The organism is Edwardsiella piscicida, from assembly GCF_021733145.1.
Taxonomy (GTDB): Bacteria; Pseudomonadota; Gammaproteobacteria; order Enterobacterales; family Enterobacteriaceae; genus Edwardsiella; species Edwardsiella piscicida.
In genome coordinates, this window is the sequence record NZ_CP090968.1 from 3,635,289 (window position 1) to 3,662,224 (window position 26,936).

Sequence of the window (26,936 nt, forward strand, 5' to 3'; positions counted from 1 at the left end):
TACCAACGCATTATTAACCAGAACGATAAACCATTACCAGGCCATATGTGTGGAATCAATGACCATATTCGGGCGCATAATCTAACAGATAAAGCTAAAACATGTTCAGCTGCTCGCTCTTTGTCCTGATTTTTGTTGTCAGATGTTATCGCCGCAGGCGTAAAGTAAATGTGACAACTCGCAGGGCATTCTGCGACCGATTTAAAAATAAAGAATATTTATCATTTAACGACGTTTTATAAATTATTAAACTGAATCGTTCACTAATGTCTCGCTTACCACAAGGATCTGTGCCATGAAGACACCTGAATTGATTCTGCTACAGCTAAAAAGCCTCGGACCACAGTCGGCAAAAATGCTGGCCGAACGCATTGCCATTACCACTATGGGCGTGCGTCAGCATTTACAGCAGCTCGAACAGCGCGAACTGGTGTGCTACGAAGAGTCCCGCACCAAGGTAGGACGCCCCACTCGCTTCTGGTCACTGACCAATAAAGGCCATGCCCAATTCCCCGATCGCCACCGCGATCTGTCGCGCACGCTGCTGGAAGGGACGCAAAAGCTGTTCGGCAGCCAGGGCGTTGAGCAGCTGATCGAGATCCGAGAAGATGCCCTGTATGCCCGCTACGTCAGCGAGCTGGCGCTGCATCCCGAAGGTGAGGCGCGCTTTCACGCGCTGGCGCGCCTGCGCCAGGACGATGGCTATATGGCAGAGGTCGAATTCGAAAATAATGCGGTGGTACTGATTGAAAACCACTGTCCGATTGGCGTCGCCGCCAATACCTGCGGTAAGCTGTGTCACTCCGAGCTGCGGCTGCTCAACCGCCTGCTGGGCTCGAAGTATCACGTTGAGCGCGTGGAGCACATCATCAGTGACTCACGCCGCTGCGCCTACCGCATAACATCCCGGGAGTGATTCACGTATGGCCGAATGGGTAACGGGCACCATCACACAGGTTCAGCACTGGACCGATAAACTGTTCAGCATTCAGTTGCGGGCGCCCATCAAGCCGTTTCAGGCCGGGCAATTTGGCAAACTGGGTATGGATATCGGCGGCGAACGCGTTCAGCGGGCCTACTCCTTCGTCAATCCGCCGAGCAGCGATACGCTAGAGTTCTATCTGGTCACGGTACCGGACGGGCTGCTCAGCCCGCGCCTGGCGGCGCTACGGCCGGGCGATACCCTGCTGGTCAGCGATGAAGCCAACGGCTTTTTTGTGCTGGATGAGGTTCCGGACTGCGGGACGCTGTGGATGCTGGCCACCGGCACCGCGCTCGGGCCCTATCTGTCCATGCTGGAAGAGGGGCGCGACCTGGCTCGCTTTAACCATCTGGTGCTGGTACACGCCGTCCGCCACGCTGCCGATCTCAGCTACCTGCCGCAGATGCAGCAGCTGGCGCAGCGCTACGGCGGTAAGCTGCGCATTCAGGCCGTCGTCAGCCGCGAGGCGGCGCCCGGCACCTTACAGGGGCGTATCCCCGATCTGATTGCCAGCGGCGCGCTGGAGGCGGCCGTTGGCCTGCCGATCAGCGCAGAGGAGAGCCACGTCATGCTGTGTGGGAACCCACAGATGGTACGAGATACGCAGCAGCTGCTGAAAGAGACCCGCGCGATGCGTAAGCACCTGCGCCGCAAGCCGGGCCAGATCACCAGCGAACACTACTGGTGATACATCTGACGCCGGACCTGTCCGGCGTCGTCCCTCCGGCTTACGCTCCGATGCGGCGCCAGTTCAGCGCCGGCGGCGGCGGCCCATAGCGGTTATCGCCCGCCGTACCCACGAAAACACCGCAGTCCAGCAGCAGCATGATGTAGATCAGCAGCGGCAAAAATCGCCCCAGCGCCCATGTCCACAGCCCCCCTAAGATCTCCCAGTTCCCGGCGGCCAGTATCCACGCGACCACCGCCAGCAGCGCCCACCATCCCGACTTATTGCGATCGTGCAGACGCTTGACCCATACCGCGGCCGTGGGCCACAGCGAGAGAACCAATAGAAACGCCGCGGCCTGTAGCGGGATCAGCGCCGCACCGGCCAGAGAGAACAGCGCCAGCAGCAGCAGCGCCCAAACGCCCATCCAAATCCAGAACGCCTGACGACCCAGGCGACCGCGCAGAGAAAAACACCACTGTTGTAGGCCCATCACTCATCCTTTTGTCGTTCGGTTCAGTCAACAGAGCGGCGCAGTGTACTCGATCCCGGCGCCGCATCGCGGAATTTTTACGCGCCTTTTTGACAACCGACGTCAGAAAACGCTTTAATCATCTATCGGATCGCCATCCCGCTGTATACCGGATCAGAATCATGTCACGGATCACGCTATTATCCCTGTTCTTACTGGCCTGTCAGCCGGCAGCCTTCGCCGCACCGTCGCAGGCCAGCGGCGAGGCGCCTCAGCCCGCGCCCTATCTGCGCCCCGGCGCACCGACGTTCGATCTCACCTTGGTCAACTTCCGCGCTCACTATAATCAGGCGTTTCCATCGCTGCCGCTGGAAGAGTACCGCGCCATCAGCGTCCGAGATGAAAACCTCCCGCTGACCCGGGCTGCGACGCGGATTAATGCCGCCGTTTACTCCTCCGTCGTTTTGGAGAAAGGCACCGGTAAAATCAAAAGTCTGCAGATAACCTATCTCCCCAGCGAGGACGGAGAGCGGGGCAAAGGGAAACGGGGCGCCCGCAACGGTGCTGAAACGCCCGATCGCCAGCTGGCTATCCGCTACATGGCCGCCCTGATGCAAAGCTTCTCCCCGACCCTCTCCCCGCAGCAGAGCCTGGAAAAAGTCGCGGAGCTCCTGAGCCGCGGCCGCAGCCAGCCCTATTACAGCCAGCAGGATGGTTCTTTACGCTATGTGGTATCTGATAGCGGTGAAAAAGGCATTACTTTCGCTGTTGAACCGATTAAGCTTTCACTATCAGAGGATGCAGGATCCTGAGGTCCCTAGCCATTTGATGATGGAAAACAAAGTGTCTGGCGCCCAAGATTTTTATACTGTCAGACAGAATATGCCGACAAGGCGAGTTGATTTCGATTATGTGTTTCCCAATTGGAGGAAAGAAAATGCGTCAACCATTAGTTATGGGTAACTGGAAACTGAACGGTAGCCGCCACATGGTTCACGAACTGGTTGCCGCCCTGCGCGGTGAACTGAGCGACGTAGCAAACTGCGATGTCGCCATCGCCCCGCCGGCAGTCTATCTGGATATGGCCGCCCATGAACTGGCCGGTAGCCGTATCGCCCTCGGTGCCCAGGACGTCGGTATCAATGCCTCCGGCGCATTCACCGGTGAAATCTCCGCCGCGATGCTGAAAGACATCGGTGCCAAATACATCATCATTGGCCACTCAGAGCGCCGTACCTACCACAAAGAAGGCGACGCGTTCATCGCAGAGAAATTTGCCGCGCTGAAAGAAGCCGGTCTGATCCCGGTGCTGTGCATCGGTGAGACGGAAGCTGAAAACGAAGCCGGTAAAACGGAAGAAGTCTGCGCCCGCCAGCTGGATGCCGTACTGAAAACCATGGGTGCTCAGGTGTTTAAAGGCGCCGTTATCGCCTATGAACCGATATGGGCCATCGGTACCGGTAAGTCTGCCACTCCGGAACAGGCTCAGGCGGTACACAAATTTATCCGCGATCACGTTGCCAAGCACGACGCTGAAGCCGCACAGGAAGTCATCATCCAGTACGGCGGCTCAGTCAACGCAGCCAATGCGGCCGATCTGTTCAAGCAGCCGGACATCGACGGTGCACTGGTCGGCGGGGCCTCTCTGAAGGCCGACGCATTCGCCACCATCGTACGCGCCGCCGCTGCCGCTAAAGCCTAAGCGCCGCGCTGCCAGCGCCGAACGCAACGGCTCCCGATCAGGGGAGCCGTTTTTTTTATGCGTCGCCCGAACGCGGCGCATAAAAAAGCCCCGCACGCGGGGCCCGATAAAGCTATGGCCGATCCCACACCGTTAGAACAGTATCTTGGCCGTATCCAGCCAATCGCCCTTAAACGGACGCTTCATATTTTCAACCGCATCGATGATGTCGTGGTGCACCAGCTTTTCGTTCTGGATCCCCACGCAGCGGCCGCCGTATCCCTGCAGCAGCAGCTCAATGGAGTAGGCGCCCATGCGCGACGCGAGGATGCGGTCATAGGCCACCGGCGCACCGCCGCGCTGGATATGTCCCAGTACGGTCGAGCGAGTTTCACGACCGGTCTCCTGCTCGATAAACTTGGCCAGCTCATCCACATCACAGATATGCTCGGTGATGGCAACGATAGCGTGTTTCTTGCCTTTAGTGATGCCGGCCTTAATCTCTTCGACCAGCTCTTCGCGCTTGAACTCCACCTCCGGCAGCACGATATATTCGCAGCCGCCGGCGATCGCCGCCGCCAGCGTCAGGTCGCCACAGTAACGCCCCATCACCTCGACGATGGAGATACGCTGGTGTGAAGAGGAGGTATCGCGCAGACGGTCAATGGCCTCTACAACGGTTTCCAGCGCCGTAAAATACCCGATGGTGTAATCGGTGCCGGCCACATCGTTATCGATAGTTCCCGGCAGGCCAATGCAGGGGAACCCCATCTCAGTCAAGCGCTTAGCGCCCAAATAGGAACCGTCACCGCCGATCACCACCAGCGCATCCAGGCCAAACTCACGCATGTTCTCTACGGCCTTTTCACGCACTTTCTCGTCGCGAAACTCCGGGAAACGGGCTGAGCCAAGGAAAGTACCGCCGCGGTTGATCACGTCGGAGACGCTGTAGCGGTCCAGTTGCTCAATGCGTCCTTCATACAGACCGAGGTAGCCATCATGGATGCCGTAAACGTCTAACCCTTTGGACAAGGCCGCACGCACGACGCCGCGGATGGCCGCGTTCATGCCCGGCGCGTCACCGCCACTGGTCAAAACACCGATTTTTTTGATCATGACTACCTCTGAGCTTGTGGATACTATTTCTTAGGAATGGCTTGGCGCGTACAGCCCTGGCCTCGGCCGTCGGGAACGGCGACGGTCGACGTGACACCCCACGCTTGCCCACCGCCAACGCCGCTGGCCGTGGACTCCGCCTGTTGGTACAGAAAATGAACACTCAATTTAATTACTGTGTAATATTATAGCAAAGTAATCAAGCTGAATTGATTCAGGTCAGCCCACTACATGGTAAATATTTTACTGCGCGAAAAAAATAGCCGCGCTGTAATCCGGCTCACAAACTGGTATTTTTTTAGCTCTCCCACAGCCCTTTTTGTTCAGCGGGAACCACCGAGGTCGGATCCTGATGAATAATCACGTCCGCGGCGGGAAAGTGCTGCAGGAGATCGTGCTCAACGCCGTCGGCGATAGCATGAGCATCCACCAACGGCAGCGTATCGTCCATCTCTAGATGTAACTGAATAAAACGGGTCGGGCCGGACTGGCGGGTACGCAGATCGTGTACGCCCAAGACGCCGCGGTGCTCGCGGACAATGCGGACGATCAGATGTCGCTCCTCGGGGCTCAGGGCCCGATCGAGCAGAGACTGCACCGCATCGTACCCCATACGCAGGGCGCTGTAGAGGATATAGACCCCAATCCCCAGCGCAAACAGCGCGTCAGCTCTGGCCACGCCGTACCAGCTCAATCCCAGAGAGACCAGAATAGCCCCGTTCATCAACACGTCGGATTGGTAATGCAGCATGTCGGCGCGTACCGCTTGACTCTGGGTCCTGCGTACCACCCAGCGCTGAAAGGTCACCAGCGCCAGCGTGCACACCAGCGCAAACGCCGTAACCCAAATCCCGGCGCCGGGATCGTTCATCGGCTCCGGCTTGAGCAGGTGCTGGAAACCGGTCAAGAACAGAAACAGGGCCGAACCACAGATAAACATACTCTGCGCCAGCGCGGCCAGCGACTCGGCCTTGCCGTGGCCAAAGGTATGATCCTTATCCGCTGGCTGCAGGGCGTAGCGGATCACCAGCAGGTTGGTCAACGAGGCCGCGATATCGACCAGCGAGTCCACCAGCGACGCTAGCAGGCTGACTGACCCGGTATGCCACCAGGCTAAAATTTTTAAAATCAGCAAGATAGTGGCAGTTGCCGTCGCGCTCAGCGCGGCCACCTTCACCAATCGTGCATATTGCTGATGCATAGTTCACCCAAAGGTTGCTTAATCAGCCGCCCAGTATAGCGAATTACGGACAAAAAAAAGCCCCGCCATCATGGCGGGGAAGACAGGGATGGTGTCTATGGCAAGGAAAAACAGGGTGCTACTCGGTCGTACACTACTTCTGGGCAGAAGTATTCTGCATGTACGCTATCTGCTGCTGCCAACCGGCAATTTTCTGCTGATAGCGTGCGTTTAACTGGGACTTCTGATCCGGCGTAAGGAGGTTAAACATCATATTACGGATCCGAGCCATCTCGACTTGGCGGATCACGCTCTCCTGCGCCATCTTCTCAGCCAAGGCTTTCACCGCGGCCTCATCAAATTTTTCTGCCGTCACCAGGTGATGCATAGCTTCGATATCATGCAGCTTTACGCTCGAAAAACCGTGGCGCGTAGTCTGCATCAAATCCCGCATCTGCTGACGCTGCTGCTCAGTAAGGTTCACACCATCAAACATGTAGTTATGATCCATACTCTGTTGCATCATGTCGTTGCCCTGATGCCAGCGACATACTGGCTCCCCTTCATCGGCGTATACGGCGACGGAGGTCATCATAAGCAAAGCGGCCATGGTCAGGGTTGCAGTTTTATGCATCTCTCACTCCTAGGTACCGGCCCGCTCATTGAATCGATGAGTGCAGTCTACCCATACAGCTGAAAACATGCGTCAGGGGATGTAAAACTAAGTAAAGTCATGGATTAGCGGCATTTGATATCGTATTTTGCGTCAGGAGGTAACACCCAATGAATAAGATATTACTGGTTGATGACGATCGCGAACTGACGTCGCTTCTGCAAGAACTTCTTGATCTTGAAGGATTTGAGGTTATCGTCGCTCACGATGGTGAGCAGGCATTGGCAATGCTGGACGCCAGCATCGATCTGCTGCTGCTGGATGTCATGATGCCGAAGAAAAACGGTATCGACACCCTTAAAGAGCTGCGTCAACACCATCAGACGCCGGTCATTATGCTCACCGCCCGCGGCAGCGAGCTCGACAGGGTGCTGGGGCTGGAGCTGGGGGCAGACGACTACCTGCCGAAACCCTTCAATGATCGCGAGCTGGTTGCCCGTATCCGGGCTATCCTGCGCCGCTCTAACTGGAATGAGCAGCAGCAAAACAGCGATAGCGGTGCGCCGATCCTACAGGTCGATCGCCTGCAGCTGAACCCCGGTCGCCAAGAGGCCAGCTTTGACGGCCAGCCCCTGGAGCTCACCGGTACTGAATTCACGCTGCTGTACCTGCTGGCGCAGCATCTGGGGCAGGTGGTATCGCGCGAACATCTTAGCCAGGAGGTCTTGGGTAAGCGTCTGACCCCCTTCGATCGCGCTATCGACATGCATATCTCTAACCTCCGCCGCAAACTGCCGGAGCGCCAGGATGGCCAGCCGTGGTTTAAAACGCTGCGCGGGCGCGGCTATCTGATGGTATCCGTTTCATGATCAATAGCCTGACGGCGCGTATTTTTGCCATTTTTTGGCTGACGCTGGCGCTGGTACTCATGGTAGTACTGATGCTGCCCAAGCTCGACTCACGCCAGATAACCAGTCTGCTGGACAGTGAGCGGCGCCAGGGCGTCATGCTGGAGCAGCACGTAGAAGCCGAGCTGGCCGTCGACCCCCCCAACGATCTGCTGTGGTGGCGGCGCCTCTTTCGCGCCATCGATAAATGGTCTCCTCCGGGGCAGCGTCTGCTGCTGGTGACCAGTGAAGGACGGGTGATCGGGGCCCAGCGCAACGAAATGCAAATCGTGCGTAACTTTATCGGCCAGTCCGACAATGCCGATCACCCTAAGAAGAAAAAGTATGGGCGCCTAGAGATCCTTGGCCCCTTTCCGATCCGCGACGGCGAGGACAACTATCAGCTGTATCTGATCCGGCCCGCTAACAGCCCGCAGTCCGACTTTGTAAACCTGCTATTCGATCGCCCGCTGCTGCTGTTGCTCGTCACCATGCTGATCAGTTCACCGCTGCTGCTGTGGCTGGCGTGGAGCCTGGCCAGCCCGGCGCGTAAGCTGAAAATGGCGGCGGACGAGGTCGCCAGCGGAAACCTGCGTCAGCACCCTGAGCTGGAGTCGGGACCACAGGAGTTTTTAGCCACCGGGGTCAGCTTCAACCAGATGGTCAGCGCCCTGGAGGGGATGGTGAAGGCGCAGCAGCGTCTGATCTCCGATATCTCTCACGAGCTGCGTACGCCGTTAACCCGGCTACAGCTGGCCACGGCACTGATGCGGCGGCGCCACGGCGAGTACAGCGAGCTGGCGCGTATTGAAACCGAGGCTCTGCGGCTGGACAGCATGATCAACGATCTGCTGGCGCTGTCGCGCAACCAGCATAAAACCGAGCTGGAGCGGGAGCCCCTACGGGCAGATGAGCTGTGGTCTGATGTATTGGATAACGCCAGCTTCGAAGCCGAACAGCGCGGCAAAAAGCTGGAGGTAACCGCCCCACCCGGACCATGGCCACTGTTTGGCAGCCACTCGGCGCTGGACAGCGCGTTCGAGAATATCGTACGCAACGCCCTGCGCTACTCCAACCACCATATCGCTATCCACTTCAGCTGTGATGGACACGGGATCACCATCCACGTAGACGATGACGGTCCAGGCGTCGCCCCCCAGGATCGTGAACAGATCTTCCGCCCGTTCTATCGCACCGATGAGGCGCGCGATCGCGAATCCGGCGGCACCGGGCTGGGATTGGCGATCGTCTCTACGGTGGTGGAACAGCACCATGGCTGGGTACGGGCTGAGGACAGCCCGCTGGGCGGTCTACGCCTGACGCTGTGGCTACCGCTCTCCACGCGCAGCGGCACGGGCAAAGCCTGACGCGCTGCGCTATACTGCGCCCCCTGACATCTGGGGGCGCAAATGCTGAATATCGTACTCTTCGAACCTGAAATTCCACCCAACACCGGCAACATCATCCGACTGTGTGCCAATACCGGCTTTCACCTGCACCTGATAGAGCCCCTGGGCTTTACCTGGGACGACAAGCGCCTGCGGCGCGCCGGGCTGGACTATCATGAGTTCGCCAGCATTCGCCGTCACCATGACTATTCGGCCTTCCTCGACGGTGAAAAGCCGACGCGGCTGTTTGCTCTGACGACCAAGGGAACCCCGGCCCACAGCGAGGTGACCTATCGCGACGGCGACTACCTGCTCTTTGGCCCGGAGACCCGCGGCCTGCCGTCCACGATCCTCGACAGCCTGCCGGCGGCGCAGAAAATCCGCATCCCCATGCTGGCCAGTAGCCGCAGCATGAACCTGTCTAACGCGGTTTCCGTCGTCGTGTATGAGGCCTGGCGTCAGCTGGGCTATCCCGGAGCCCTACTGCGATAATAACGCGCGGGGGACGTCATAGACGTCCCCCGCGGGCGCAATCAGGGTGCCATCGGCAGTTAAATACCGCTGCCGTCCGCAAAATCATGACTGTTGCCGTTAAAGCGCTGATCCATGTCCATGGACGGCTTATCGCTCTCTGGGCGGCCGACAATCCGCGCCGGAACGCCCGCCACCGTCGTGTGGTCGGGTACCGGGTGCAGCACCACGGAGCCTGCGCCGATCTTGGCTCCGCGCCCCACCTCGATATTACCCAGAATTTTAGCGCCCGCACCGATCATCACCCCTTCGCGGATCTTAGGATGGCGATCGCCGCACTCTTTCCCGGTACCGCCCAGCGTGACCGACTGCAGGATAGAGACATCATTCTCCACGACCGCCGTTTCACCGATCACAATCCCGGTGGCATGATCGAGCATGATCCCACAGCCAATGCGCGCCGCCGGATGAATATCGACGCCAAAGGCCACCGAGATCTGATTCTGCAGATAAATCGCCAGGGCACGCCGCTCCTGACGCCATAGCCAATGCCCGATGCGATAGGCCTGCAGCGCATGAAACCCTTTGAGGTACAGCAGCGGCGTCGAATACTTATCTACCGCCGGATCGCGCTGGCGAACCGCCAGGATATCGCGCGCGGCATAGTCCACCATGCGGGGATCGGCGCGATAGGCCTCTTCGGCCACTTCACGGATGGCGATGGCCGGCATAATCGGATCGGCCAATTTATTGGCCAAAATATAGCTCAGTGCGCCGGACAGGTTTTCATGCTTCAGCAAGGTGGCATGGAAAAAACTGGCCAGCATCGGCTCGCACTCCGCCAGTCCCCGAGCCTCTGTTTTAATGTTTTGCCAGATGATTTCCAATTCTTCTGTCGACATGATGTTGCTCCCATCCTCGTAGTAGGCGGCGGCCGATGCGAATAGCAGATCCTCTGCACTCCCTCCGTCACGTCAGACGCACGGGCCTGTCGCAGCCGAAATAGCGACGCTGCCGGGAGAGTCACGCAGCCGGGGTAAAGAGAGAGTGGAGAAAATCTGACGATAAGTGATGTAATTAATCAGACGCGGCAGCGCCCGGTCAAGGGGAGAGTGATGATTATCCCGAGAGACTCACACCCTGAGGATAAAGAGCGGGTATCCGCCGACCCGGCAGATACCCACCAACGTATCAACGAGCGTTTTCGTCCCGGCTAGCGCGCCCCAGCAGCGAGAGCGCCGCCTCACGAACGTCTTTCTGGCAATACAGCACCTGATAGATCTGCTCGGTGATCGGCATCTCCACGCCATAGCGCTGCGCCAGCGACATCACCTCTTTGGTGTTACGGTAACCCTCGACCACCTGACCTATCTGCGCCTGGGCCTCATTGACGCCCATCCCCTGCCCCAGCATGATGCCAAAGCGGCGGTTGCGCGACTGATTGTCGGTACAGGTCAGCACCAGATCACCCAGCCCAGCCATGCCCATAAAGGTCGCCGGATCGGCGCCAAGAGCCACCCCTAGCCGACTCATTTCAGCAAGACCGCGGGTGATCAGGGCCGTACGGGCATTGGCGCCAAAGCCGATGCCGTCCGACATCCCGGCGCCGATAGCGATAACGTTTTTGACCGCACCGCCCAGCTGTACGCCGATGAAATCCGGGTTGCGATAGACGCGGAAGCTCTTGCCACAGTGCAGCAGCTGCTGTAGCGCCTCGGCAAACGCCGCGTCCTGAGAGGCCACGGCGATCGCCGTCGGCAGTCCCGCCGCCAGCTCTTTGGCAAAGGTCGGCCCGGAGATCACCGCCAGCGGAATATCCGGCCCCAGCGCTTCACGCGCTACGTCCTGCAATAAACGCCCGGTCTCCGCCTCCAGTCCCTTGGTTGCCCATACCAGTCGCGCATCTGGCCGCAGGTGGGGGCGCAGCTGACGCAATACGTCACCAAACACGTGGCTCGGCACAACCACGAGGACATCGCGGCTGGCCGACAGCGCCCGGGATAAATCCGTCTCCAGCGACAGCGTGTCAGGGAAACGGACGTCCGGCAAAAAGGCCTGATTACAGCGCGCGGCCTCCAGCGCAGCGATGTGCGCAGGATCGTGCCCCCACAGCACCACCGGGTGCCCGTTACGGGCCAGCGTAATGGCCAATGCGGTGCCGTAAGAGCCAGCGCCGATAACGGCCATGGAAGCGACAGGCGTTGTCATTACGCTTCCTGAGTCGGCTCTTCGCCGGCCTGCTGCTGCAGATAGCTCATGAACAGCGCGTCAAAGTTAACCGGTGCCAGGTTCAGCTGCGGGAAGGTACCGCGAGCAACCAGGTTCGTGATGCATTCACGAGCGTACGGGAACAGGATATTCGGGCAGTAGGCACCCAGGCAGTGAGCCATCTGAGTACCTTCAATGCCGGCGATGGTAAAGATACCGGCCTGCTGGACTTCACACAGAAACGCCGTTTCTTCACCCATGGTTGCGGTGACCGTCACGCGCAGAACCACTTCAAACACCCCATCAGCCAGCTGGTTGGATGCCGTATCCAAATCCAGTTTAACCTCCGGCTGCCACTCTTTCTGGAAAACGGCCGGTGAGTTCGGCGCTTCAAAGGAGATATCCTTCGTGTAGATACGCTGGATCTGGAAGGACATTTCAGTGTTATTTTGTTCAGACATGGTTGGTTCCTAATCTTTAGGTAATGGGGTAATCCCTATCAAACATCAATGCCGGTTTACAGCAGCGGGTCAAGCTCACCGCGGGCATCCAGCGCGTGCAGGTCATCACAGCCACCAATATGACGCCCATCGATAAAAATCTGCGGTACGGTGGTACGGCCGCTGCGCGCGATCATCTCCTCGCGCTTTTCCGGGTTTGTATCGATAGCGATCTCATCAAACCCAACGCCCTTGGCCGTCAGCAGCGCCTTGGCGCGCAGGCAAAATGGGCAGGTCGCTTTGGTATAAATTTCAACGTTGGCCATGATGACTCCTCAGTCAATATCCGCTTATTTACCGCGAGCTAAGGGCAGATTATCACCCTGCCAGCCGGCGATACCGTCTTTCAGAGAATATACCTGCGCAAACCCGGCGTTCACCAGATGCTCACCGGACTGACGGGAGGTCATACCGTTAGCGCACACGACGATCACCGGCTGCGACTTATGCTTATCCAGCTCACCGAGGCTACCGCTCTTCAGCTCGCTCGGCGTCAGGTTTACGGCGTTGGCGATATGCCCTTTGCGGTACTCTTCACGCGTCCGGGTGTCGACGACAACGGCGTCTTCTTTATTGATCAGATGGGTCGCCTGGCCGCGGCTCACCTCTTTTACTTTAGAGAAACGGCTTTTAAGGGTCATGACGACAACCGCCACAAACAGCACAATCCACGCCACGCTCAGCACGGGGTGGGCAGTGACGAATTGCATAATCTCTTGCATTTGCATGGGGGGTTACTACTCCCGATCGGTTAAGGGCTAAATCAAAGGATCAGAGTATACCTTTGCCTCGCTCCAAATACAGCCGATTACCGAGCGCTGGGCGCTGAAACTGCGGTCTGGCGCGAAAATTTACCCCAGGCTATCGCCTCACCCGCGACGGGACGGGACACAAAAGGGCTTCCCTTGATCTTTCTGCAGCCAATCCGTCATAGATTGTAGTAAAATTACGCTAATTCACGACGGAATAGCCGTGTATATGGGGTTGTGTCCCGCCACTTTCCGCACTGCGCCTGCCGCCAGCGCCAACGGGACAGCGCTGGCGTAGTCCACACCGCGTGTGCACGGCTATTCATTCTTGAACTTATCAACATATGAGGTTGTTGCAATGTCGAACGCCAAAAAACCGATGGTTCTGGTGATCCTTGACGGCTATGGTTACCGTGAAGATCAGCAGGACAACGCAATTCTCAACGCTAAGCGTCCGGTGATGAATCGCCTGTGGGCTGAATATCCGCATACGCTGATCTCCGCATCCGGTCTGGATGTCGGCCTGCCGGATGGTCAGATGGGCAACTCCGAAGTCGGTCACGTCAACCTGGGCGCCGGGCGCATCGTATACCAGGATCTGACCCGTCTGGACAAAGAGATCAAAGAGGGCGACTTCTACAACAATGCCGCGCTGACCCGCGCCGTAGATGATGCCGTTGCCGCCGGTAAGGCCGTGCACATCATGGGCCTGATGTCCCCTGGCGGCGTACACAGTCACGAAGACCATATCCTGGCGATGGTTGATCTGGCAGCCCAGCGCGGCGCAGAGGCCATCTATCTGCACGCTTTCCTCGATGGTCGCGACACCCCACCGCGTAGTGCGGAATCAACACTGAAACGATTCACTGACCATTTCGCCGCAATCGGTAAAGGGCGCATCGCCTCACTGATCGGTCGTTACTACGCCATGGATCGCGACAACCGTTGGGATCGCGTCGAGCTGGCCTACGATCTGTTGACCGACGCCAAGGGTGAATTCCACGCCGATAACGCCATTGATGGGCTGCAGGCCGCCTACGCCCGCGGTGAAAACGACGAGTTTGTTAAGCCGACCGTAATTCGCGCCGCAGGCCAGGCCGACGCCGCGATGCAGGATGGCGACGCGCTGATTTTCATGAACTTCCGCGCTGACCGCGCACGCCAGATCACCCGCGCATTCGTTAACGCTGACTTCGACGGCTTCGCCCGCCGCAAAATCGTTAAGCTGGGCAGCTTTGTCATGCTGACCGAGTATGCCGCCGACATCAAGACCGAATGCGCCTACCCGCCGGCTTCGCTGAGCAATACCCTGGGTGAGTGGTTGATGAAGCACAATAAAACTCAGCTGCGCATCTCCGAAACCGAAAAATACGCTCACGTCACCTTCTTCTATAACGGTGGCGTAGAAGATCCGTTCAACGGTGAAGATCGCATCCTGATCAACTCACCGAAAGTGGCGACCTACGATCTGCAGCCGGAGATGAGTTCGGCCGAGCTGACCGAAAAGCTGGTCTCCGCCATCGGCAGCGGCAAGTATGACACCATCATCTGTAACTATCCGAACGGCGACATGGTTGGCCACACCGGCGTTTACGACGCGGCGATCAAGGCCGTCGAGGCGCTGGACGCCTGCATGGGTCAGGTCGTTGACGCCGTGCAGAAGGCCGATGGTCAGCTGCTGATCACCGCCGACCACGGTAACGCGGAGATGATGCGCGATCAGGAGAGCGGTCAGCCGTATACGGCGCACACTAACCTGCCGGTACCGCTGATCTACATCGGTAAGCAGGCCAGCGCTGTCGAGGGCGGGAAACTGTCCGACATCGCTCCGACCATGCTGGCCCTGATGGGGATGGATGTCCCACAAGAGATGACTGGCAAGCCGCTGTTCATCGTGAAATAATCGATCCCCATGAGGGGAAAAGATCTGTTTCACATGCCCAGCGCAGGCTCAGCGCCATCCGTCGGGAGTACCCCGTGCGTCGCTCCGGCGACGCACGCGTTCCGCGGCGCCTCGCCCCTGCTGCCCATCTTCTGTGCCGGCGCACTGTTCGCCGGCATCAGCCTTTTCCCCTGCGCCGCATTTAGCGCAGACAGCAACAAGCAGCAGCTGCAGTCTATCCAGCAGGACATCGCTGAGAAAGAGAAAAGCGTTAAGCAGCAGCAGCAGCAGCGCGCATCCCTGCAAGATCAGTTAAAAGCCCAAGAAAAACAAATAGCCCAGGCCGGCAGAGCGCTGCACGATACCCAGGCTGAACTCTCTCTGCTCGAGCAGCGGGTCACCGCGCTCAGCGCCTCTATCCGCAAACTGCAAAGCAAAGAGAATGGTCAGAGTAAGCTATTAGCACAGCAGCTGGATATGGCGTTTCGTCTCGGCCGCCACACCGGAATGCAGGTTCTGCTCAACGGTGAAGAGAGCCAGCGCAGCGAGCGACTGCTGTCCTATTTCGGCTATCTGAACATCGCCCGACAGCAGAATATCGCCGCGCTGCAGGAGACCCGTACCGACCTCAGCCAGCAAAAGCGTGAGCTAGAGAGCGCGAAAGCCAAGCAAAAAGAGGTCCTGGCAACTCAGCAACAGGCTCAGCAGCTGCTACAGCAGGCGCGCGCCAGCCGCCAAAAAACGCTGACGGCGCTAGAGAGCTCACTGGCCAAGGATCAACAGCAGCTCGGTGAGCTGCGCCAAAATGAAACCCGCCTGCGTGACAAGATAGCCCGCGCCGAACGTGAGGCCCGCGCCCGCGCCGAACGCGAAGCGCGTGAAGCCGCCCGCGTTCGGGCCGAAATGAAAGCAAAAGAAGCCCAGGCCAAGAAAAAAGGCACCACCTATAAACCCAGCGAAAACGAGCGTGCGCTGCTGGCCAGAACCGGCGGCCTAGGGCGTCCGGCAGGTCAGGCGATCTGGCCGGTACGGGGACGCACTATCCATGGCTTCGGCGAGCCACTGCAGGGCGAACTGCGCTGGAAAGGCATGGTCATTGCCGCGCCGGAGGGCAGCGAAGTCCGCGCCATCGCCGACGGCCGCGTCCTGCTGGCCGACTGGCTCCAGGGGTATGGACTGGTGGTGGTCGTTGAACACGGCAAGGGCGATATGAGCCTATATGGCTATAACCAGAGCGCCTTAGTTAACGTCGGCGCACAGGTCAAAGCCGGTCAGCCGATTGCGCTGGTCGGTGACAGCGGCGGTCAGGGGCAGTCGGCCCTGTACTTCGAAATTCGTCGTCAGGGGCAGGCGGTGAACCCGCGGCCGTGGCTGGGGCGCTAACGCTGGCGTTCATCGCTTCGCCATCACGCTGGATAGAGAGAAGGAATAAGCCTTGCGCTCACTGATCCGTCTTAGTTCACTGGCGCTGCTTTGCAGCGCTCTGGCTGCGCCGGCGCTGGCCGGAAAGCTCGCCATCGTCATTGATGACTTCGGGTATCGTCCCCGCGAAGAAAGCCAAGTGCTGGAGATGCCGTTACCCGTCACCATCGCCGTCTTACCCAATGCGCCCCACGCGCGCGAGATGGCGCTGCGCGCCCACGCACAGGGGCGCGAGATCCTGATCCACCTACCGATGGCCCCCATAAGTAAGCAGCCGCTGGAGCGCGATACGCTGCAGCCCACCATGAGCGAGGCGGAGATCCAGAGAATTATCCGCCAGGCGGTAGGTAACGTGCCCTACGCCGTCGGCATGAACAACCATATGGGCAGCGCCATGACCTCCAGCCTCAGCGGTATGCAAAAAGTCATGCGGGCGCTGGAGCAGTACCATTTTCTCTACTTCCTCGACAGCATGACCATTGGCCATAGCCAAGTCAGCAACGCCGCCCTGGGGACTGGCATCAAGGTTATCAAGCGCAAAGTCTTTCTGGATGACGCTCAGAACGAGAGCGCTATCCGGACGCAGTTCAATCGCGCGATAACGCTAGCGCGGCGCAATGGCTCCGCCATCGCCATCGGCCACCCGCATCCTGCAACGGTACGCGTCCTGCAGCAAATGCTGCGCACCCTGCCGCCGGATATCGTCCTGGTCAGGCCCAGCGCCTTACTCAACGAGGCCACGCGCCCCGATTCGGCGCCCTTGGCCAAGCCGGCGCATCCCCCGCTCAAACGTCCCGAGTTCGGTGGCATCAGGCAGTGCCGGGCTCCGCACACTCCTACGCCGGTTCATGCCTCTCGGGCATGGCAGATCGTGGCAGAGGGGATTAAAGGCACTGCGCCGGTTAAATGGCTGCAGGAGCGCTGGCGCTTCTGGCTGGGATGACAGACATAAAAAAGCGGGGCAAATATTGCCCCGCTTTTTTATTAATCATCGGACTCGGTATAGTCCTCAGCCCCTTCCATCTGCGGCTTACCGCCGGAGAGAGTATGGAAGCGCTTAGGACGACGGATACGGGTGACATACTTCGCCCATACTTTCTCCGCCTCCGTCGCCGGCTGACGCTCACCGCGGCATACGGCAACAAACAGTGCTTCTTCATCTGTCTGCGCCTCGCGAGTGCCGAGATCCAATTCATTAAACGCATACCCAAAACGCTCAAGTAGCTGAGCCTCTTTGATCGTAAAGTCACCATGACGCGAAAAGCCGCGCGGGTAGTGCTTATTATCAAAGAAACGATGAGTAGTGTGGAAGCTTTCCGCCATCTGACACGCTCCTAATTCTCTATGGCCGTGCTATTTATGGCGCGGAGTATTAGTTAGCCTTGACAAGCTGTAAAACAAAACATTTAAATCATCATGATTAAAATTTTTATGGATACGTCGTGGATACCGAATTACTCAAAACCTTTTTGGAAGTCAGCCGTACCCGCCACTTTGGTAAGGCGGCCGAATCACTGTACCTGACGCAGTCCGCCGTCAGCTTCCGCATCCGCCAGTTGGAAAATCAAGTAGGTACCGAGCTATTCACTCGCCACCGTAATAACATTCAGCTCACGCCAGCCGGGCAAACGCTCGTGCCCTATGCAGAAAATCTGATGAATACCTGGCTACTGGCCAAGCAGGAGATGATCAACGCCCGCCAGCATAAGGCTCTTTCGCTGGGAGCACCGCCATTGCTATGGGAGTCGATGCTGACCGACTGGCTTTCGCGGCTCTACGACAATAATCCTGCGCAAATGCTAGAGGCCCGCACCGGTCAACGCCATATTCATATCCGCCAGCTGCACGAGCGCCATCTGGATCTGCTAATCGCAACCGAAACCCCCAAAGCCGATGAGTTTACCAGCGAACGGGTCGGTGAGTTTACGCTAGGGCTCTATGCCGCTGGCCAAAGTGCGTCGGTACGGCCATTCATTCGCCTCGATTGGGGGGCCGACTTCAGCCCGCAGCCCTCGCCGCTGATCGAGAGTGGTGCTCCCCTGCTGGAGAGTAGCTCACTGCTGATAGCCGAGCGTATTCTGCGTCAGCTGCACGCCAGCGCGTTTTTACCTACGACTTGGGCTGCCAGTGACTTACAGCGGTTACCCCACCCAGAAACGCTAATAAGGCCACTCTATGCCATCTGGCTGCGCAACAGCGACCGTTTAGATGAGATCCACCCCATGGTGCATGACCTGCACCGTTTCTTGATGCCGAGCGCCTGAGGGCGCCGGTATTATCGCGGTAAAATAATGGCGTACGAAAACGTCATTAGCGGAAAAACAAAAAAGCCTTCTGTTTTCACAGAAGGCTTTTTATCTGGCAGGGGCGGAGGGACTCGAACCCCCAACACCCGGTTTTGGAGACCGGTGCTCTACCAATTGAACTACGCCCCTAAATAGGGTGGCGGAACGGACGGGACTCGAACCCGCGACCCCCTGCGTGACAGGCAGGTATTCTAACCAACTGAACTACCGCTCCACCGAATTTTGTATCACACCCGTTTCCGGGGTACTGCTAAATTGGATGCCTGGCAGTTCCCTACTCTCGCATGGGGAGACCCCACACTACCATCGGCGCTACGGCGTTTCACTTCTGAGTTCGGCATGGGGTCAGGTGGGACCACCGCGCTATCGCCGCCAGGCAAATTCTGTTTTACCAACCGCCATCACTGGCCATCGGTATCAATCTTGAACAAGCTTCATTCGTCTCTCTAAAACACCTTCGGTGTTGTAAGGTTAAGTCTCACGGATCATTAGTACTGGTTAGCTCAACGTATCGCTACGCTTACACACCCAGCCTATCAACGTCTTAGTCTTAAACGTTCCTTCAGTGGACTCAAGGTCCAAGGGAAGACTCATCTCGAGGCAAGTTTCGCGCTTAGATGCTTTCAGCGCTTATCTTTTCCGCACGTAGCTACCGGGCAATGCAATTGGCATCACAACCCGAACACCAGCGGTGCGTCCACTCCGGTCCTCTCGTACTAGGAGCAGCCCCTCTCAATCTTCCAACGCCCACGGCAGATAGGGACCGAACTGTCTCACGACGTTCTAAACCCAGCTCGCGTACCACTTTAAATGGCGAACAGCCATACCCTTGGGACCTACTTCAGCCCCAGGATGTGATGAGCCGACATCGAGGTGCCAAACACCGCCGTCGATATGAACTCTTGGGCGGTATCAGCCTGTTATCCCCGGAGTACCTTTTATCCGTTGAGCGATGGCCCTTCCATTCAGAACCACCGGATCACTAAGACCTGCTTTCGCACCTGCTCGAGCCGTCACTCTCGCAGTCAAGCTAGCTTATGCCTTTGCACTAACCTCCTGATGTCCGACCAGGATTAGCTAACCTTCGTGCTCCTCCGTTACTCTTTGGGAGGAGACCGCCCCAGTCAAACTACCCACCAGACACTGTCCCTATCCCGGATCACGGGACCAGGTTAGAACATCAAACATTAAAGGGTGGTATTTCAAGGTCGGCTCCATGCAGACTGGCGTCCACACTTCAAAGCCTCCCACCTATCCTACACATCAAGGTTCAATGTTCAGTGTCAAGCTATAGTAAAGGTTCACGGGGTCTTTCCGTCTTGCCGCGGGTACACTGCATCTTCACAGCGAGTTCAATTTCACTGAGTCTCGGGTGGAGACAGCCTGGCCATCATTACGCCATTCGTGCAGGTCGGAACTTACCCGACAAGGAATTTCGCTACCTTAGGACCGTTATAGTTACGGCCGCCGTTTACTGGGGCTTCGATCAAGAGCTTCGCCTTGCGGCTGACCCCATCAATTAACCTTCCAGCACCGGGCAGGCGTCACACCCTATACGTCCACTTTCGTGTTTGCAGAGTGCTGTGTTTTTATTAAACAGTTGCAGCCAGCTGGTATCTTCGACTGGCTTCGGCTCCATCCGCGAGGGACTTCACCTACGTGCCAGCGTGCCTTCTCCCGAAGTTACGGCACCATTTTGCCTAGTTCCTTCACCCGAGTTCTCTCAAGCGCCTTGGTATTCTCTACCTGACCACCTGTGTCGGTTTGGGGTACGATTCAGTGTTATCTGGAGCTTAGAGGCTTTTCCTGGAAGCAGGGCATTAACCACTTCAGCACCGTAGTGCCTCGTCATCACGCCTCAGTGTTAAAGGTAACCGGATTTGCCAAGTTACCCCACCTACACGCTTAAACCGGGACAACCGTCGCCCGGCCGGTCTAGCCTTCTCCGTCCCCCCTTCGCAATAACACCAAGTACAGGAATATTAACCTGTTTCCCATCGACTACGCTTTTCAGCCTCGCCTTAGGGGTCGACTTACCCTGCCCCGATTAACGTTGGACAGGAACCCTTGGTCTTCCGGCGAGCGGGCTTTTCACCCGCTTTATCGTTACTTATGTCAGCATTCGCACTTCTGATACCTCCAGCAGCCCTCACAGGCCACCTTCGCAGGCTTACAGAACGCTCCCCTACCCAACAACGCCTAAGCGTCGCTGCCGCAGCTTCGGTGCATGGTTTAGCCCCGTTACATCTTCCGCGCAGGCCGACTCGACCAGTGAGCTATTACGCTTTCTTTAAATGATGGCTGCTTCTAAGCCAACATCCTGGCTGTCTATGCCTTCCCACATCGTTTCCCACTTAACCATGACTTTGGGACCTTAGCTGGCGGTCTGGGTTGTTTCCCTCTTCACGACGGACGTTAGCACCCGCCGTGTGTCTCCCGTGATAACATTCTTCGGTATTCGTAGTTTGCATCGGGTTGGTAAGTCGGGATGACCCCCTAGCCGAAACAGTGCTCTACCCCCGAAGATGAGTTCACGAGGCGCTACCTAAATAGCTTTCGGGGAGAACCAGCTATCTCCCGGTTTGATTGGCCTTTCACCCCCAGCCACAAGTCATCCGCTAATTTTTCAACATTAGTCGGTTCGGTCCTCCAGTTAGTGTTACCCAACCTTCAACCTGCCCATGGCTAGATCACCGGGTTTCGGGTCTATACCTTGCAACTAGACGCCCAGTTAAGACTCGGTTTCCCTACGGCTCCCCTATTCGGTTAACCTTGCTACAAAATATAAGTCGCTGACCCATTATACAAAAGGTACGCAGTCACACCCCGAAGGATGCTCCCACTGCTTGTACGTACACGGTTTCAGGTTCTATTTCACTCCCCTCGCCGGGGTTCTTTTCGCCTTTCCCTCACGGTACTGGTTCACTATCGGTCAGTCAGGAGTATTTAGCCTTGGAGGATGGTCCCCCCATATTCAGACAGGATAACACGTGTCCCGCCCTACTCATCGAACTCACAGCTGTGCACCTTCGTGTACGGGGCTATCACCCTGTATCGCGCGACTTTCCAGACGCTTCCACTAATGCACAAACTGATTCAGGTTCTGGGCTCTTCCCCGTTCGCTCGCCGCTACTAGGGGAATCTCGGTTGATTTCTTTTCCTCAGGGTACTTAGATGTTTCAGTTCCCCTGGTTCGCCTCGTTAAGCTATGTATTCACTTAACGATAGTGCAACGGATTGCACTGGGTTTCCCCATTCGGACATCGCCGGCTAATAACGCTTCATATCAGCTCACCGACGCTTATCGCAGATTAGCACGTCCTTCATCGCCTCTGACTGCCTAGGCATCCACCGTGTACGCTTAGTCACTTAACCTCACAACCCGAAGGTGTTTCACTTCGTGCTGTAAGCATTTGAGAGACTCTCGAATCACTTATTAAAAGCAATTCGATTGTTTTCGAATTTTCAGCTTGTTCCAGATTGTTAAAGAGCAAAATATTTCACAACATGCTGATTTCTCAGTATGTTCTGAAATATGGTGGAGCTATGCGGGATCGAACCGCAGACCTCCTGCGTGCAAAGCAGGCGCTCTCCCAGCTGAGCTATAGCCCCATGACTTTACTGCAATACCTTATAACCACCCTCCGCTTCACACAGGAAGGGAGTTGGTAGGCCTGAGTGGACTCGAACCACCGACCTCACCCTTATCAGGGGTGCGCTCTAACCACCTGAGCTACAAGCCTGCATAAGGTATTTGCTCGTGACATTTATCAGACAATCTGTGTGAGCACTACACAATTTCGTATCTTTAGGTAAGGAGGTGATCCAACCGCAGGTTCCCCTACGGTTACCTTGTTACGACTTCACCCCAGTCATGAATCACAAAGTGGTAAGCGCCCTCCCGAAGGTTAAGCTACCTACTTCTTTTGCAACCCACTCCCATGGTGTGACGGGCGGTGTGTACAAGGCCCGGGAACGTATTCACCGTGGCATTCTGATCCACGATTACTAGCGATTCCGACTTCATGGAGTCGAGTTGCAGACTCCAATCCGGACTACGACGTACTTTATGAGGTCCGCTTGCTCTCGCGAGTTCGCTTCTCTTTGTATACGCCATTGTAGCACGTGTGTAGCCCTACTCGTAAGGGCCATGATGACTTGACGTCATCCCCACCTTCCTCCAGTTTATCACTGGCAGTCTCCTTTGAGTTCCCGGCCGAACCGCTGGCAACAAAGGATAAGGGTTGCGCTCGTTGCGGGACTTAACCCAACATTTCACAACACGAGCTGACGACAGCCATGCAGCACCTGTCTCAGCGTTCCCGAAGGCACTCCCGTATCTCTACAGGATTCGCTGGATGTCAAGAGTAGGTAAGGTTCTTCGCGTTGCATCGAATTAAACCACATGCTCCACCGCTTGTGCGGGCCCCCGTCAATTCATTTGAGTTTTAACCTTGCGGCCGTACTCCCCAGGCGGTCGATTTAACGCGTTAGCTTCGGAAGCCACGCCTCAAGGGCACAACCTCCAAATCGACATCGTTTACAGCGTGGACTACCAGGGTATCTAATCCTGTTTGCTCCCCACGCTTTCGCACCTGAGCGTCAGTCTTCGTCCAGGAGGCCGCCTTCGCCACCGGTATTCCTCCAGATCTCTACGCATTTCACCGCTACACCTGGAATTCTACCTCCCTCTACGAGACTCTAGCTTGCCAGTCTTGGATGCAGTTCCCAGGTTAAGCCCGGGGATTTCACATCCAACTTAACAAACCGCCTGCGTGCGCTTTACGCCCAGTAATTCCGATTAACGCTTGCACCCTCCGTATTACCGCGGCTGCTGGCACGGAGTTAGCCGGTGCTTCTTCTGTAGGTAACGTCAATTGTGAGCGCTATTAACGTTCACACCTTCCTCCCTACTGAAAGTACTTTACAACCCGAAGGCCTTCTTCATACACGCGGCATGGCTGCATCAGGCTTGCGCCCATTGTGCAATATTCCCCACTGCTGCCTCCCGTAGGAGTCTGGACCGTGTCTCAGTTCCAGTGTGGCTGGTCATCCTCTCAGACCAGCTAGGGATCGTCGCCTAGGTGAGCCATTACCCCACCTACTAGCTAATCCCATCTGGGTTCATCTGATGGCATGAGGCCCGAAGGTCCCCCACTTTGGTCTTGCGACGTTATGCGGTATTAGCTACCGTTTCCAGTAGTTATCCCCCTCCATCAGGCAGATCCCCAGACATTACTCACCCGTCCGCCGCTCGTCAGCGGAGAAAGCAAGCTTTCTCCCTGCTACCGCTCGACTTGCATGTGTTAAGCCTGCCGCCAGCGTTCAATCTGAGCCATGATCAAACTCTTCAATTAAAAGCTTGATGCTCAAAGAAATTAAACTGTTTATTCGTAATGAATTAACTGCTGTCACTCTTCAAGACTTTAAATATTTTCGCATTCCGAGGAATGCGTAATACGAATCTTGCGAGTGCCCACACAGATTGTCTGATAATTTGTTAAAGAGCGTCGCCGTGAAAACCCGTTGAGTTATCACCGGCGTGGGCTGCGTATATTACGCTTTTCGCCCGCAGAGTCAAGCGTTTATTTTCGCTTTCTCTGCCTGACTGGGCGACGTATCGGTCGTTGTTCCCGGTCAGTGGAGGCGCATTATAGGGACTTCTCGCGACGTGACAAGCCCTAATTTCAAAAAAATGAGCCAACCGAATAACTTTTCAGCAGCGGCGTCGGTTTTGCCGCTTATATGCTCAGTTCCCGCAGAGTCTCAAAGCCCATCTGACGCAATACTGGCAGCAGGGCCGCCGTCTGTGCGTCACACTGCGTCGCATAGGCAACATTACGCATATCTTTCCCTGGCAGCGTTACCTGATTGGCGATCAGCCAGGCAACCCGGCGGGCGATCGCCGCGCCGGAGTCCACCAAACGCGTACCGGCGGGCAATACCTGCGCCAGCTCATCGCGCAACAGCGGGAAATGGGTACATCCCAAGACCACGGTGTCCGGTGGCTCGGCCATCGTCAGCCAGGGCCGCAAAATCGTTCTCAGCCGCTGCAGATCCAGCGCCTCACCGTGCAGCTTAGCCTCCGCCAGCTCGACCAGCTCCGCCGATCCCAACATCTTTATCTGGCAGTCTGTCGCAAAGCGGGCGATCAGCTCATGGGTATAGGCCCGCTGCACCGTCGCGCGGGTCGCCAGCAACCCCACAACGCCGTTGCGGGTTAGCTTGGCCGCCGGCTTAATCGCGGGAACCACCCCCACAACGGGAAACGGAAAGCGCGCGCGCAGCGCAGGCAGCACGATGGTACTGGCGGTATTACAGGCAACGACCATCGCCGATAGGGTATGGCGCTGATGCAGCGACGCCACGATGCGCAGCACGCGATCCGTGATAAACGCAGCCTCTTTCTCGCCGTAGGGGAATCCCTGATTGTCAAAGGCATAGATATAGTGGAGATCCGGTAGTAACGCGCGGATCTCCTGATAGACGGAAAGCCCACCGACACCGGAGTCAAACACCAGCACGGTAGGCTTGGCAGTGGCTACATCATCAGAAGGTGTAGCTACCGGAGAGATAATATTCCCGTCCTGCGGTTTGGTAGCCATAAGCGGTTTGATAATTTTTATCCAACAGATTACCAATTCTACCACGAACCGTGAGCTGGGATGTAACCGGATAAGAGGCCGAAATGTCTACCGTACTGTAGCTGGGCAGCTTACCGCCTGGCGCGCTTTTATCGCTACGACGGCCGAAATACTGATAGGCCAGATCCATCTCGAGATCCCAAAGGTTCCAATCCAACTGGTACTTACCCTGATGACGGGAGCGACGTGGCAGCAGGTCACCGGTTTTATCATCCCGAGGATCAAGATATTGCAGAGTCACGCGATGGCTCAGTGCCCAGGTATCCACGCTGCCGACCCACTCGACGCCTTTGATGGTCGCTGCGTCAATATTACTGTACTGCCCGTGCAGGGTGATCGGATCGCTGAAGTAGGTGATCAGGTTGCGAACCTGATTACGGTAGGCCGACAGCTGCCAGTCCAGTGGACCGCTCAGGCCGCTCAGCCCCAGCTCCCACTGGCGCGACTCCTCCGGGCGCAGGTTGGGGTTGCTTTGGATATTCATACGATCGGCGCCAAACTGCTGCCCCAGCGATGGTGCCAAAAAGCCAGTGCCGTAAGAGAGCGTCGCACGGTAGCCGGGGATAAACTCCCAGCCAGCGGCGCTCTGCCAGGTACCGTGCCAGCCAAACTGCTGATCGTTATCGGCCCGACCGGAGGCCTCTAGCGTCACTGCGCCCATGCGCTTCTGGCCGCTCAGGTAGAGCCCGCCGTCATAGCGCTGATAGCGCTGCGTCCGCGTGCTATCGGACGAGGTGAGACGCTGCTGCTGCCAATCGGCTCCGGCGCTGATCATGCCGCTGTCAAAACGGTAGGTATTGCCCCACTGCAGGTTGTACTGCTGTAGATCATCCAGGGAGCTGCCGGTGCCAAAGCGACCATAGACAGCGCCGTAGTTGTAATCCTTGATCTTTTGATAAGCAGCGATCAGCTGAGACGCATAGGCGCCGGCGTGATAGCGCAGTCCCATATCGTAGCTGTGGTTGTACAGCTGACGCTGGGTACCGCTGCTATCGCTGCCGTACTTCCCCGCATCATAGTCAGAGGCTTCGCTATAGCCATGGCCGCGGACAAAGCCAGACCAGGCCTCAGAGAAACGGTGCTCTACCCCGCCCCACAGCACTTTATTACGAAACCCGTCCCGATCGCCGTCCGGCCCATAGGGCGAGTCAGGCTGAACATTAAAGCCGCGGGTCGCCTGAAAAGAGCCTGCCAACGATAGGGTCGTATTCCCCAGCTGTTGACGCACCCCGGCATCATACTGCTGGTAATTATTGGTACCGGTACCCACGCTCAGCTGCGCACCAGGCTCGGCGCCCAGGGTAATAATATTGATAACGCCGCCGATGGCACCGGAGCCATAGACCGCCGAACGCGGCCCGCGGATATATTCGATACGCTGCACCATGGCGAGCGGGATCTGATTCAGCGCTGCCACGTTGGTGATGCCGGGGCGGGCCATGGGGATCCCATCGACCAGAATCAGCGCCTGGCGCGCCTCTGTACCGCGCAGGTACAGCGAAGAGCTCTGCCCCAAACCACCGTTCTGGACGATATCGACCCCGGGCAGGCGACGCATGACCTCGTCTAGACTCTTGGACTGCCAGCGATCGATATCATCACGGGTCACAATGTCCATCGGTGCCAGTACCGTCGACACCGGCTGTGCAAAGCGACTGGCCGTCACCACCATCTCACTCTGCGCCGCCTGCACCCCGGCTGACACAGACGCCGCCACCGGAAGCAGCGCGATAACCATATGTTTCTTATTCATTATAATTGCCTTCTC

The 26,936-nt window shown here is 57.2% G+C and carries 23 protein-coding genes, 4 tRNA genes and 3 rRNA genes; 11 read left to right on the forward strand and 19 right to left on the reverse strand.

All coding sequences use genetic code 11. The features are described from left to right. The first annotated feature begins 295 nt into the window (after positions 1–295). Complete coding sequence (locus L1P05_RS16550; protein WP_012850239.1) at positions 296–916, forward strand: helix-turn-helix transcriptional regulator; 621 nt, start codon at positions 296–298, stop codon at positions 914–916. Positions 917–923: 7 nt separating this feature from the next. Next, positions 924–1,670, forward strand: a complete 747-nt coding sequence (gene fpr, locus L1P05_RS16555; protein ID WP_012850240.1) for a ferredoxin--NADP(+) reductase — start codon at positions 924–926, stop codon at positions 1,668–1,670. Between the two features lie 40 nt (positions 1,671–1,710). On the opposite strand, the gene L1P05_RS16560 is transcribed toward fpr, so the two are convergent. After that, complete coding sequence (locus tag L1P05_RS16560) at positions 1,711–2,142, reverse strand: DUF805 domain-containing protein (protein WP_012850241.1); 432 nt, start codon at positions 2,140–2,142, stop codon at positions 1,711–1,713. Positions 2,143–2,303: 161 nt separating this feature from the next. On the opposite strand from L1P05_RS16560, the gene L1P05_RS16565 reads away from it, so the two are divergent. Next, positions 2,304–2,933: a DUF1454 family protein gene (locus L1P05_RS16565; RefSeq protein WP_012850242.1), complete on the forward strand. Its 630-nt coding sequence runs from the start codon at positions 2,304–2,306 to the stop codon at positions 2,931–2,933. Positions 2,934–3,058: 125 nt separating this feature from the next. After that, a complete protein-coding gene (gene tpiA, locus L1P05_RS16570; RefSeq protein WP_012850243.1) occupies positions 3,059–3,823 on the forward strand; it encodes a triose-phosphate isomerase in 765 nt (254 codons plus the stop codon). Positions 3,824–3,955: 132 nt separating this feature from the next. Here tpiA and pfkA read toward each other — a convergent pair whose 3' ends face one another. The 3 genes from pfkA to cpxP form a co-directional block, all read right to left on the reverse strand. Further along, a complete protein-coding gene (pfkA, locus tag L1P05_RS16575) occupies positions 3,956–4,918 on the reverse strand; it encodes a 6-phosphofructokinase (protein WP_012850244.1) in 963 nt (320 codons plus the stop codon). Between the two features lie 298 nt (positions 4,919–5,216). Further along, positions 5,217–6,119 carry a CDF family cation-efflux transporter FieF gene (gene fieF / locus L1P05_RS16580; RefSeq protein WP_012850245.1) on the reverse strand — a complete coding sequence of 301 codons (903 nt, stop codon included), beginning with the start codon at positions 6,117–6,119 and terminating at the stop codon, positions 5,217–5,219. Between the two features lie 133 nt (positions 6,120–6,252). Next, positions 6,253–6,732: a cell-envelope stress modulator CpxP gene (cpxP, locus tag L1P05_RS16585; RefSeq protein ID WP_012850246.1), complete on the reverse strand. Its 480-nt coding sequence runs from the start codon at positions 6,730–6,732 to the stop codon at positions 6,253–6,255. 149 nt (positions 6,733–6,881) lie between these two features. Between cpxP and cpxR the strand changes: the two genes are divergently transcribed. From cpxR to trmL, 3 genes are read left to right on the forward strand one after another with little or no spacing between them, the layout of a single operon-like run. Next, positions 6,882–7,580: an envelope stress response regulator transcription factor CpxR gene (gene cpxR / locus L1P05_RS16590; RefSeq protein WP_012850247.1), complete on the forward strand. Its 699-nt coding sequence runs from the start codon at positions 6,882–6,884 to the stop codon at positions 7,578–7,580. Then, on the forward strand, positions 7,577–8,965 hold the full coding sequence (cpxA, locus tag L1P05_RS16595; RefSeq protein ID WP_012850248.1) for an envelope stress sensor histidine kinase CpxA: 1,389 nt from the start codon (positions 7,577–7,579) through the stop codon (positions 8,963–8,965). The genes cpxR and cpxA overlap by 4 nt, the downstream gene beginning before the upstream one ends. Before the next feature lie 42 nt (positions 8,966–9,007). Further along, complete coding sequence (gene trmL, locus L1P05_RS16600) at positions 9,008–9,478, forward strand: tRNA (uridine(34)/cytosine(34)/5-carboxymethylaminomethyluridine(34)-2'-O)-methyltransferase TrmL (RefSeq protein ID WP_012850249.1); 471 nt, start codon at positions 9,008–9,010, stop codon at positions 9,476–9,478. 59 nt (positions 9,479–9,537) lie between these two features. Here trmL and cysE read toward each other — a convergent pair whose 3' ends face one another. The 5 genes from cysE to L1P05_RS16625 all read right to left on the reverse strand — a co-directional run bounded on the left by cysE (position 9,538) and on the right by L1P05_RS16625 (position 12,887). Further along, on the reverse strand, positions 9,538–10,359 hold the full coding sequence (gene cysE, locus L1P05_RS16605) for a serine O-acetyltransferase (protein WP_012850250.1): 822 nt from the start codon (positions 10,357–10,359) through the stop codon (positions 9,538–9,540). A 289-nt stretch (positions 10,360–10,648) separates the two neighbouring features. Next, positions 10,649–11,665 (reverse strand): NAD(P)H-dependent glycerol-3-phosphate dehydrogenase, encoded by a 1,017-nt coding sequence (gene gpsA, locus L1P05_RS16610; protein WP_012850251.1) that lies wholly within the window; start codon positions 11,663–11,665, stop codon positions 10,649–10,651. After that, positions 11,665–12,126, reverse strand: coding sequence for a protein-export chaperone SecB (secB, locus tag L1P05_RS16615; RefSeq protein ID WP_012850252.1), 462 nt, complete (start codon positions 12,124–12,126; stop codon positions 11,665–11,667). The genes gpsA and secB overlap by 1 nt, the downstream gene beginning before the upstream one ends. A gap of 56 nt (positions 12,127–12,182) precedes the next feature. Next, positions 12,183–12,431 (reverse strand): glutaredoxin 3, encoded by a 249-nt coding sequence (gene grxC, locus L1P05_RS16620; protein WP_012850253.1) that lies wholly within the window; start codon positions 12,429–12,431, stop codon positions 12,183–12,185. A gap of 24 nt (positions 12,432–12,455) precedes the next feature. Next, positions 12,456–12,887: a rhodanese-like domain-containing protein gene (locus tag L1P05_RS16625; RefSeq protein ID WP_015462555.1), complete on the reverse strand. Its 432-nt coding sequence runs from the start codon at positions 12,885–12,887 to the stop codon at positions 12,456–12,458. 385 nt (positions 12,888–13,272) lie between these two features. Between L1P05_RS16625 and gpmM the strand changes: the two genes are divergently transcribed. From gpmM to L1P05_RS16640, 3 genes are read left to right on the forward strand one after another with little or no spacing between them, the layout of a single operon-like run. Next, positions 13,273–14,817: a 2,3-bisphosphoglycerate-independent phosphoglycerate mutase gene (gene gpmM, locus L1P05_RS16630; protein WP_012850255.1), complete on the forward strand. Its 1,545-nt coding sequence runs from the start codon at positions 13,273–13,275 to the stop codon at positions 14,815–14,817. Between the two features lie 9 nt (positions 14,818–14,826). Beyond that, complete coding sequence (gene envC, locus L1P05_RS16635) at positions 14,827–16,179, forward strand: murein hydrolase activator EnvC (protein ID WP_012850256.1); 1,353 nt, start codon at positions 14,827–14,829, stop codon at positions 16,177–16,179. Positions 16,180–16,231: 52 nt separating this feature from the next. Next, complete coding sequence (locus tag L1P05_RS16640; RefSeq protein WP_012850257.1) at positions 16,232–17,161, forward strand: divergent polysaccharide deacetylase family protein; 930 nt, start codon at positions 16,232–16,234, stop codon at positions 17,159–17,161. A 41-nt stretch (positions 17,162–17,202) separates the two neighbouring features. Here L1P05_RS16640 and L1P05_RS16645 read toward each other — a convergent pair whose 3' ends face one another. Continuing rightward, on the reverse strand, positions 17,203–17,541 hold the full coding sequence (locus L1P05_RS16645; protein ID WP_012850258.1) for a MaoP family protein: 339 nt from the start codon (positions 17,539–17,541) through the stop codon (positions 17,203–17,205). A 119-nt stretch (positions 17,542–17,660) separates the two neighbouring features. On the opposite strand from L1P05_RS16645, the gene hdfR reads away from it, so the two are divergent. Next, positions 17,661–18,482, forward strand: coding sequence for an HTH-type transcriptional regulator HdfR (hdfR, locus tag L1P05_RS16650; RefSeq protein ID WP_012850259.1), 822 nt, complete (start codon positions 17,661–17,663; stop codon positions 18,480–18,482). A gap of 95 nt (positions 18,483–18,577) precedes the next feature. Here the strand turns inward: hdfR and L1P05_RS16655 are convergent. The 9 genes from L1P05_RS16655 to btuB form a co-directional block, all read right to left on the reverse strand. Then, positions 18,578–18,653 (reverse strand) — tRNA-Trp (locus tag L1P05_RS16655). Positions 18,654–18,661: 8 nt separating this feature from the next. Further along, positions 18,662–18,738: transfer RNA gene (locus tag L1P05_RS16660), tRNA-Asp, on the reverse strand. A gap of 47 nt (positions 18,739–18,785) precedes the next feature. Then, positions 18,786–18,901 (reverse strand): 5S ribosomal RNA (gene rrf / locus L1P05_RS16665). 90 nt (positions 18,902–18,991) lie between these two features. After that, positions 18,992–21,899 (reverse strand): 23S ribosomal RNA (locus L1P05_RS16670). Between the two features lie 161 nt (positions 21,900–22,060). Further along, a tRNA-Ala gene (locus tag L1P05_RS16675) sits at positions 22,061–22,136 on the reverse strand. 54 nt (positions 22,137–22,190) lie between these two features. Further along, positions 22,191–22,267 (reverse strand) — tRNA-Ile (locus L1P05_RS16680). A 70-nt stretch (positions 22,268–22,337) separates the two neighbouring features. After that, positions 22,338–23,881 (reverse strand): 16S ribosomal RNA (locus tag L1P05_RS16685). Together the 16S, 23S and 5S rRNA genes with 4 tRNA genes alongside form the textbook arrangement of a ribosomal RNA operon. 384 nt (positions 23,882–24,265) lie before the next feature. Next, positions 24,266–25,129 carry a glutamate racemase gene (gene murI, locus L1P05_RS16690; protein WP_034168310.1) on the reverse strand — a complete coding sequence of 288 codons (864 nt, stop codon included), beginning with the start codon at positions 25,127–25,129 and terminating at the stop codon, positions 24,266–24,268. Further along, entirely contained in the window at positions 25,074–26,921 is a 1,848-nt protein-coding gene (btuB, locus tag L1P05_RS16695) for a TonB-dependent vitamin B12 receptor BtuB (protein ID WP_012850261.1), read from the reverse strand. The genes murI and btuB overlap by 56 nt, the downstream gene beginning before the upstream one ends. Between the last annotated feature and the right edge of the window lie 15 nt (positions 26,922–26,936).

Bases quoted from the DNA above. Each gene is read 5' to 3' on its own strand.
- L1P05_RS16550 (WP_012850239.1), top strand. From the start codon at position 296: ATGAAGACACCTGAATTGATTCTGCTACAGCTAAAAAGCCTCGGACCA.
- fpr (WP_012850240.1), top strand. From the start codon at position 924: ATGGCCGAATGGGTAACGGGCACCATCACACAGGTTCAGCACTGGACC.
- L1P05_RS16560 (WP_012850241.1), bottom strand. From the start codon at position 2,142: ATGGGCCTACAACAGTGGTGTTTTTCTCTGCGCGGTCGCCTGGGTCGT.
- L1P05_RS16565 (WP_012850242.1), top strand. From the start codon at position 2,304: ATGTCACGGATCACGCTATTATCCCTGTTCTTACTGGCCTGTCAGCCG.
- tpiA (WP_012850243.1), top strand. From the start codon at position 3,059: ATGCGTCAACCATTAGTTATGGGTAACTGGAAACTGAACGGTAGCCGC.
- pfkA (WP_012850244.1), bottom strand. From the start codon at position 4,918: ATGATCAAAAAAATCGGTGTTTTGACCAGTGGCGGTGACGCGCCGGGC.
- fieF (WP_012850245.1), bottom strand. From the start codon at position 6,119: ATGCATCAGCAATATGCACGATTGGTGAAGGTGGCCGCGCTGAGCGCG.
- cpxP (WP_012850246.1), bottom strand. From the start codon at position 6,732: ATGCATAAAACTGCAACCCTGACCATGGCCGCTTTGCTTATGATGACC.
- cpxR (WP_012850247.1), top strand. From the start codon at position 6,882: ATGAATAAGATATTACTGGTTGATGACGATCGCGAACTGACGTCGCTT.
- cpxA (WP_012850248.1), top strand. From the start codon at position 7,577: ATGATCAATAGCCTGACGGCGCGTATTTTTGCCATTTTTTGGCTGACG.
- trmL (WP_012850249.1), top strand. From the start codon at position 9,008: ATGCTGAATATCGTACTCTTCGAACCTGAAATTCCACCCAACACCGGC.
- cysE (WP_012850250.1), bottom strand. From the start codon at position 10,359: ATGTCGACAGAAGAATTGGAAATCATCTGGCAAAACATTAAAACAGAG.
- gpsA (WP_012850251.1), bottom strand. From the start codon at position 11,665: ATGACAACGCCTGTCGCTTCCATGGCCGTTATCGGCGCTGGCTCTTAC.
- secB (WP_012850252.1), bottom strand. From the start codon at position 12,126: ATGTCTGAACAAAATAACACTGAAATGTCCTTCCAGATCCAGCGTATC.
- grxC (WP_012850253.1), bottom strand. From the start codon at position 12,431: ATGGCCAACGTTGAAATTTATACCAAAGCGACCTGCCCATTTTGCCTG.
- L1P05_RS16625 (WP_015462555.1), bottom strand. From the start codon at position 12,887: ATGCAAGAGATTATGCAATTCGTCACTGCCCACCCCGTGCTGAGCGTG.
- gpmM (WP_012850255.1), top strand. From the start codon at position 13,273: ATGTCGAACGCCAAAAAACCGATGGTTCTGGTGATCCTTGACGGCTAT.
- envC (WP_012850256.1), top strand. From the start codon at position 14,827: ATGAGGGGAAAAGATCTGTTTCACATGCCCAGCGCAGGCTCAGCGCCA.
- L1P05_RS16645 (WP_012850258.1), bottom strand. From the start codon at position 17,541: ATGGCGGAAAGCTTCCACACTACTCATCGTTTCTTTGATAATAAGCAC.
- murI (WP_034168310.1), bottom strand. From the start codon at position 25,129: ATGGCTACCAAACCGCAGGACGGGAATATTATCTCTCCGGTAGCTACA.
- btuB (WP_012850261.1), bottom strand. From the start codon at position 26,921: ATGAATAAGAAACATATGGTTATCGCGCTGCTTCCGGTGGCGGCGTCT.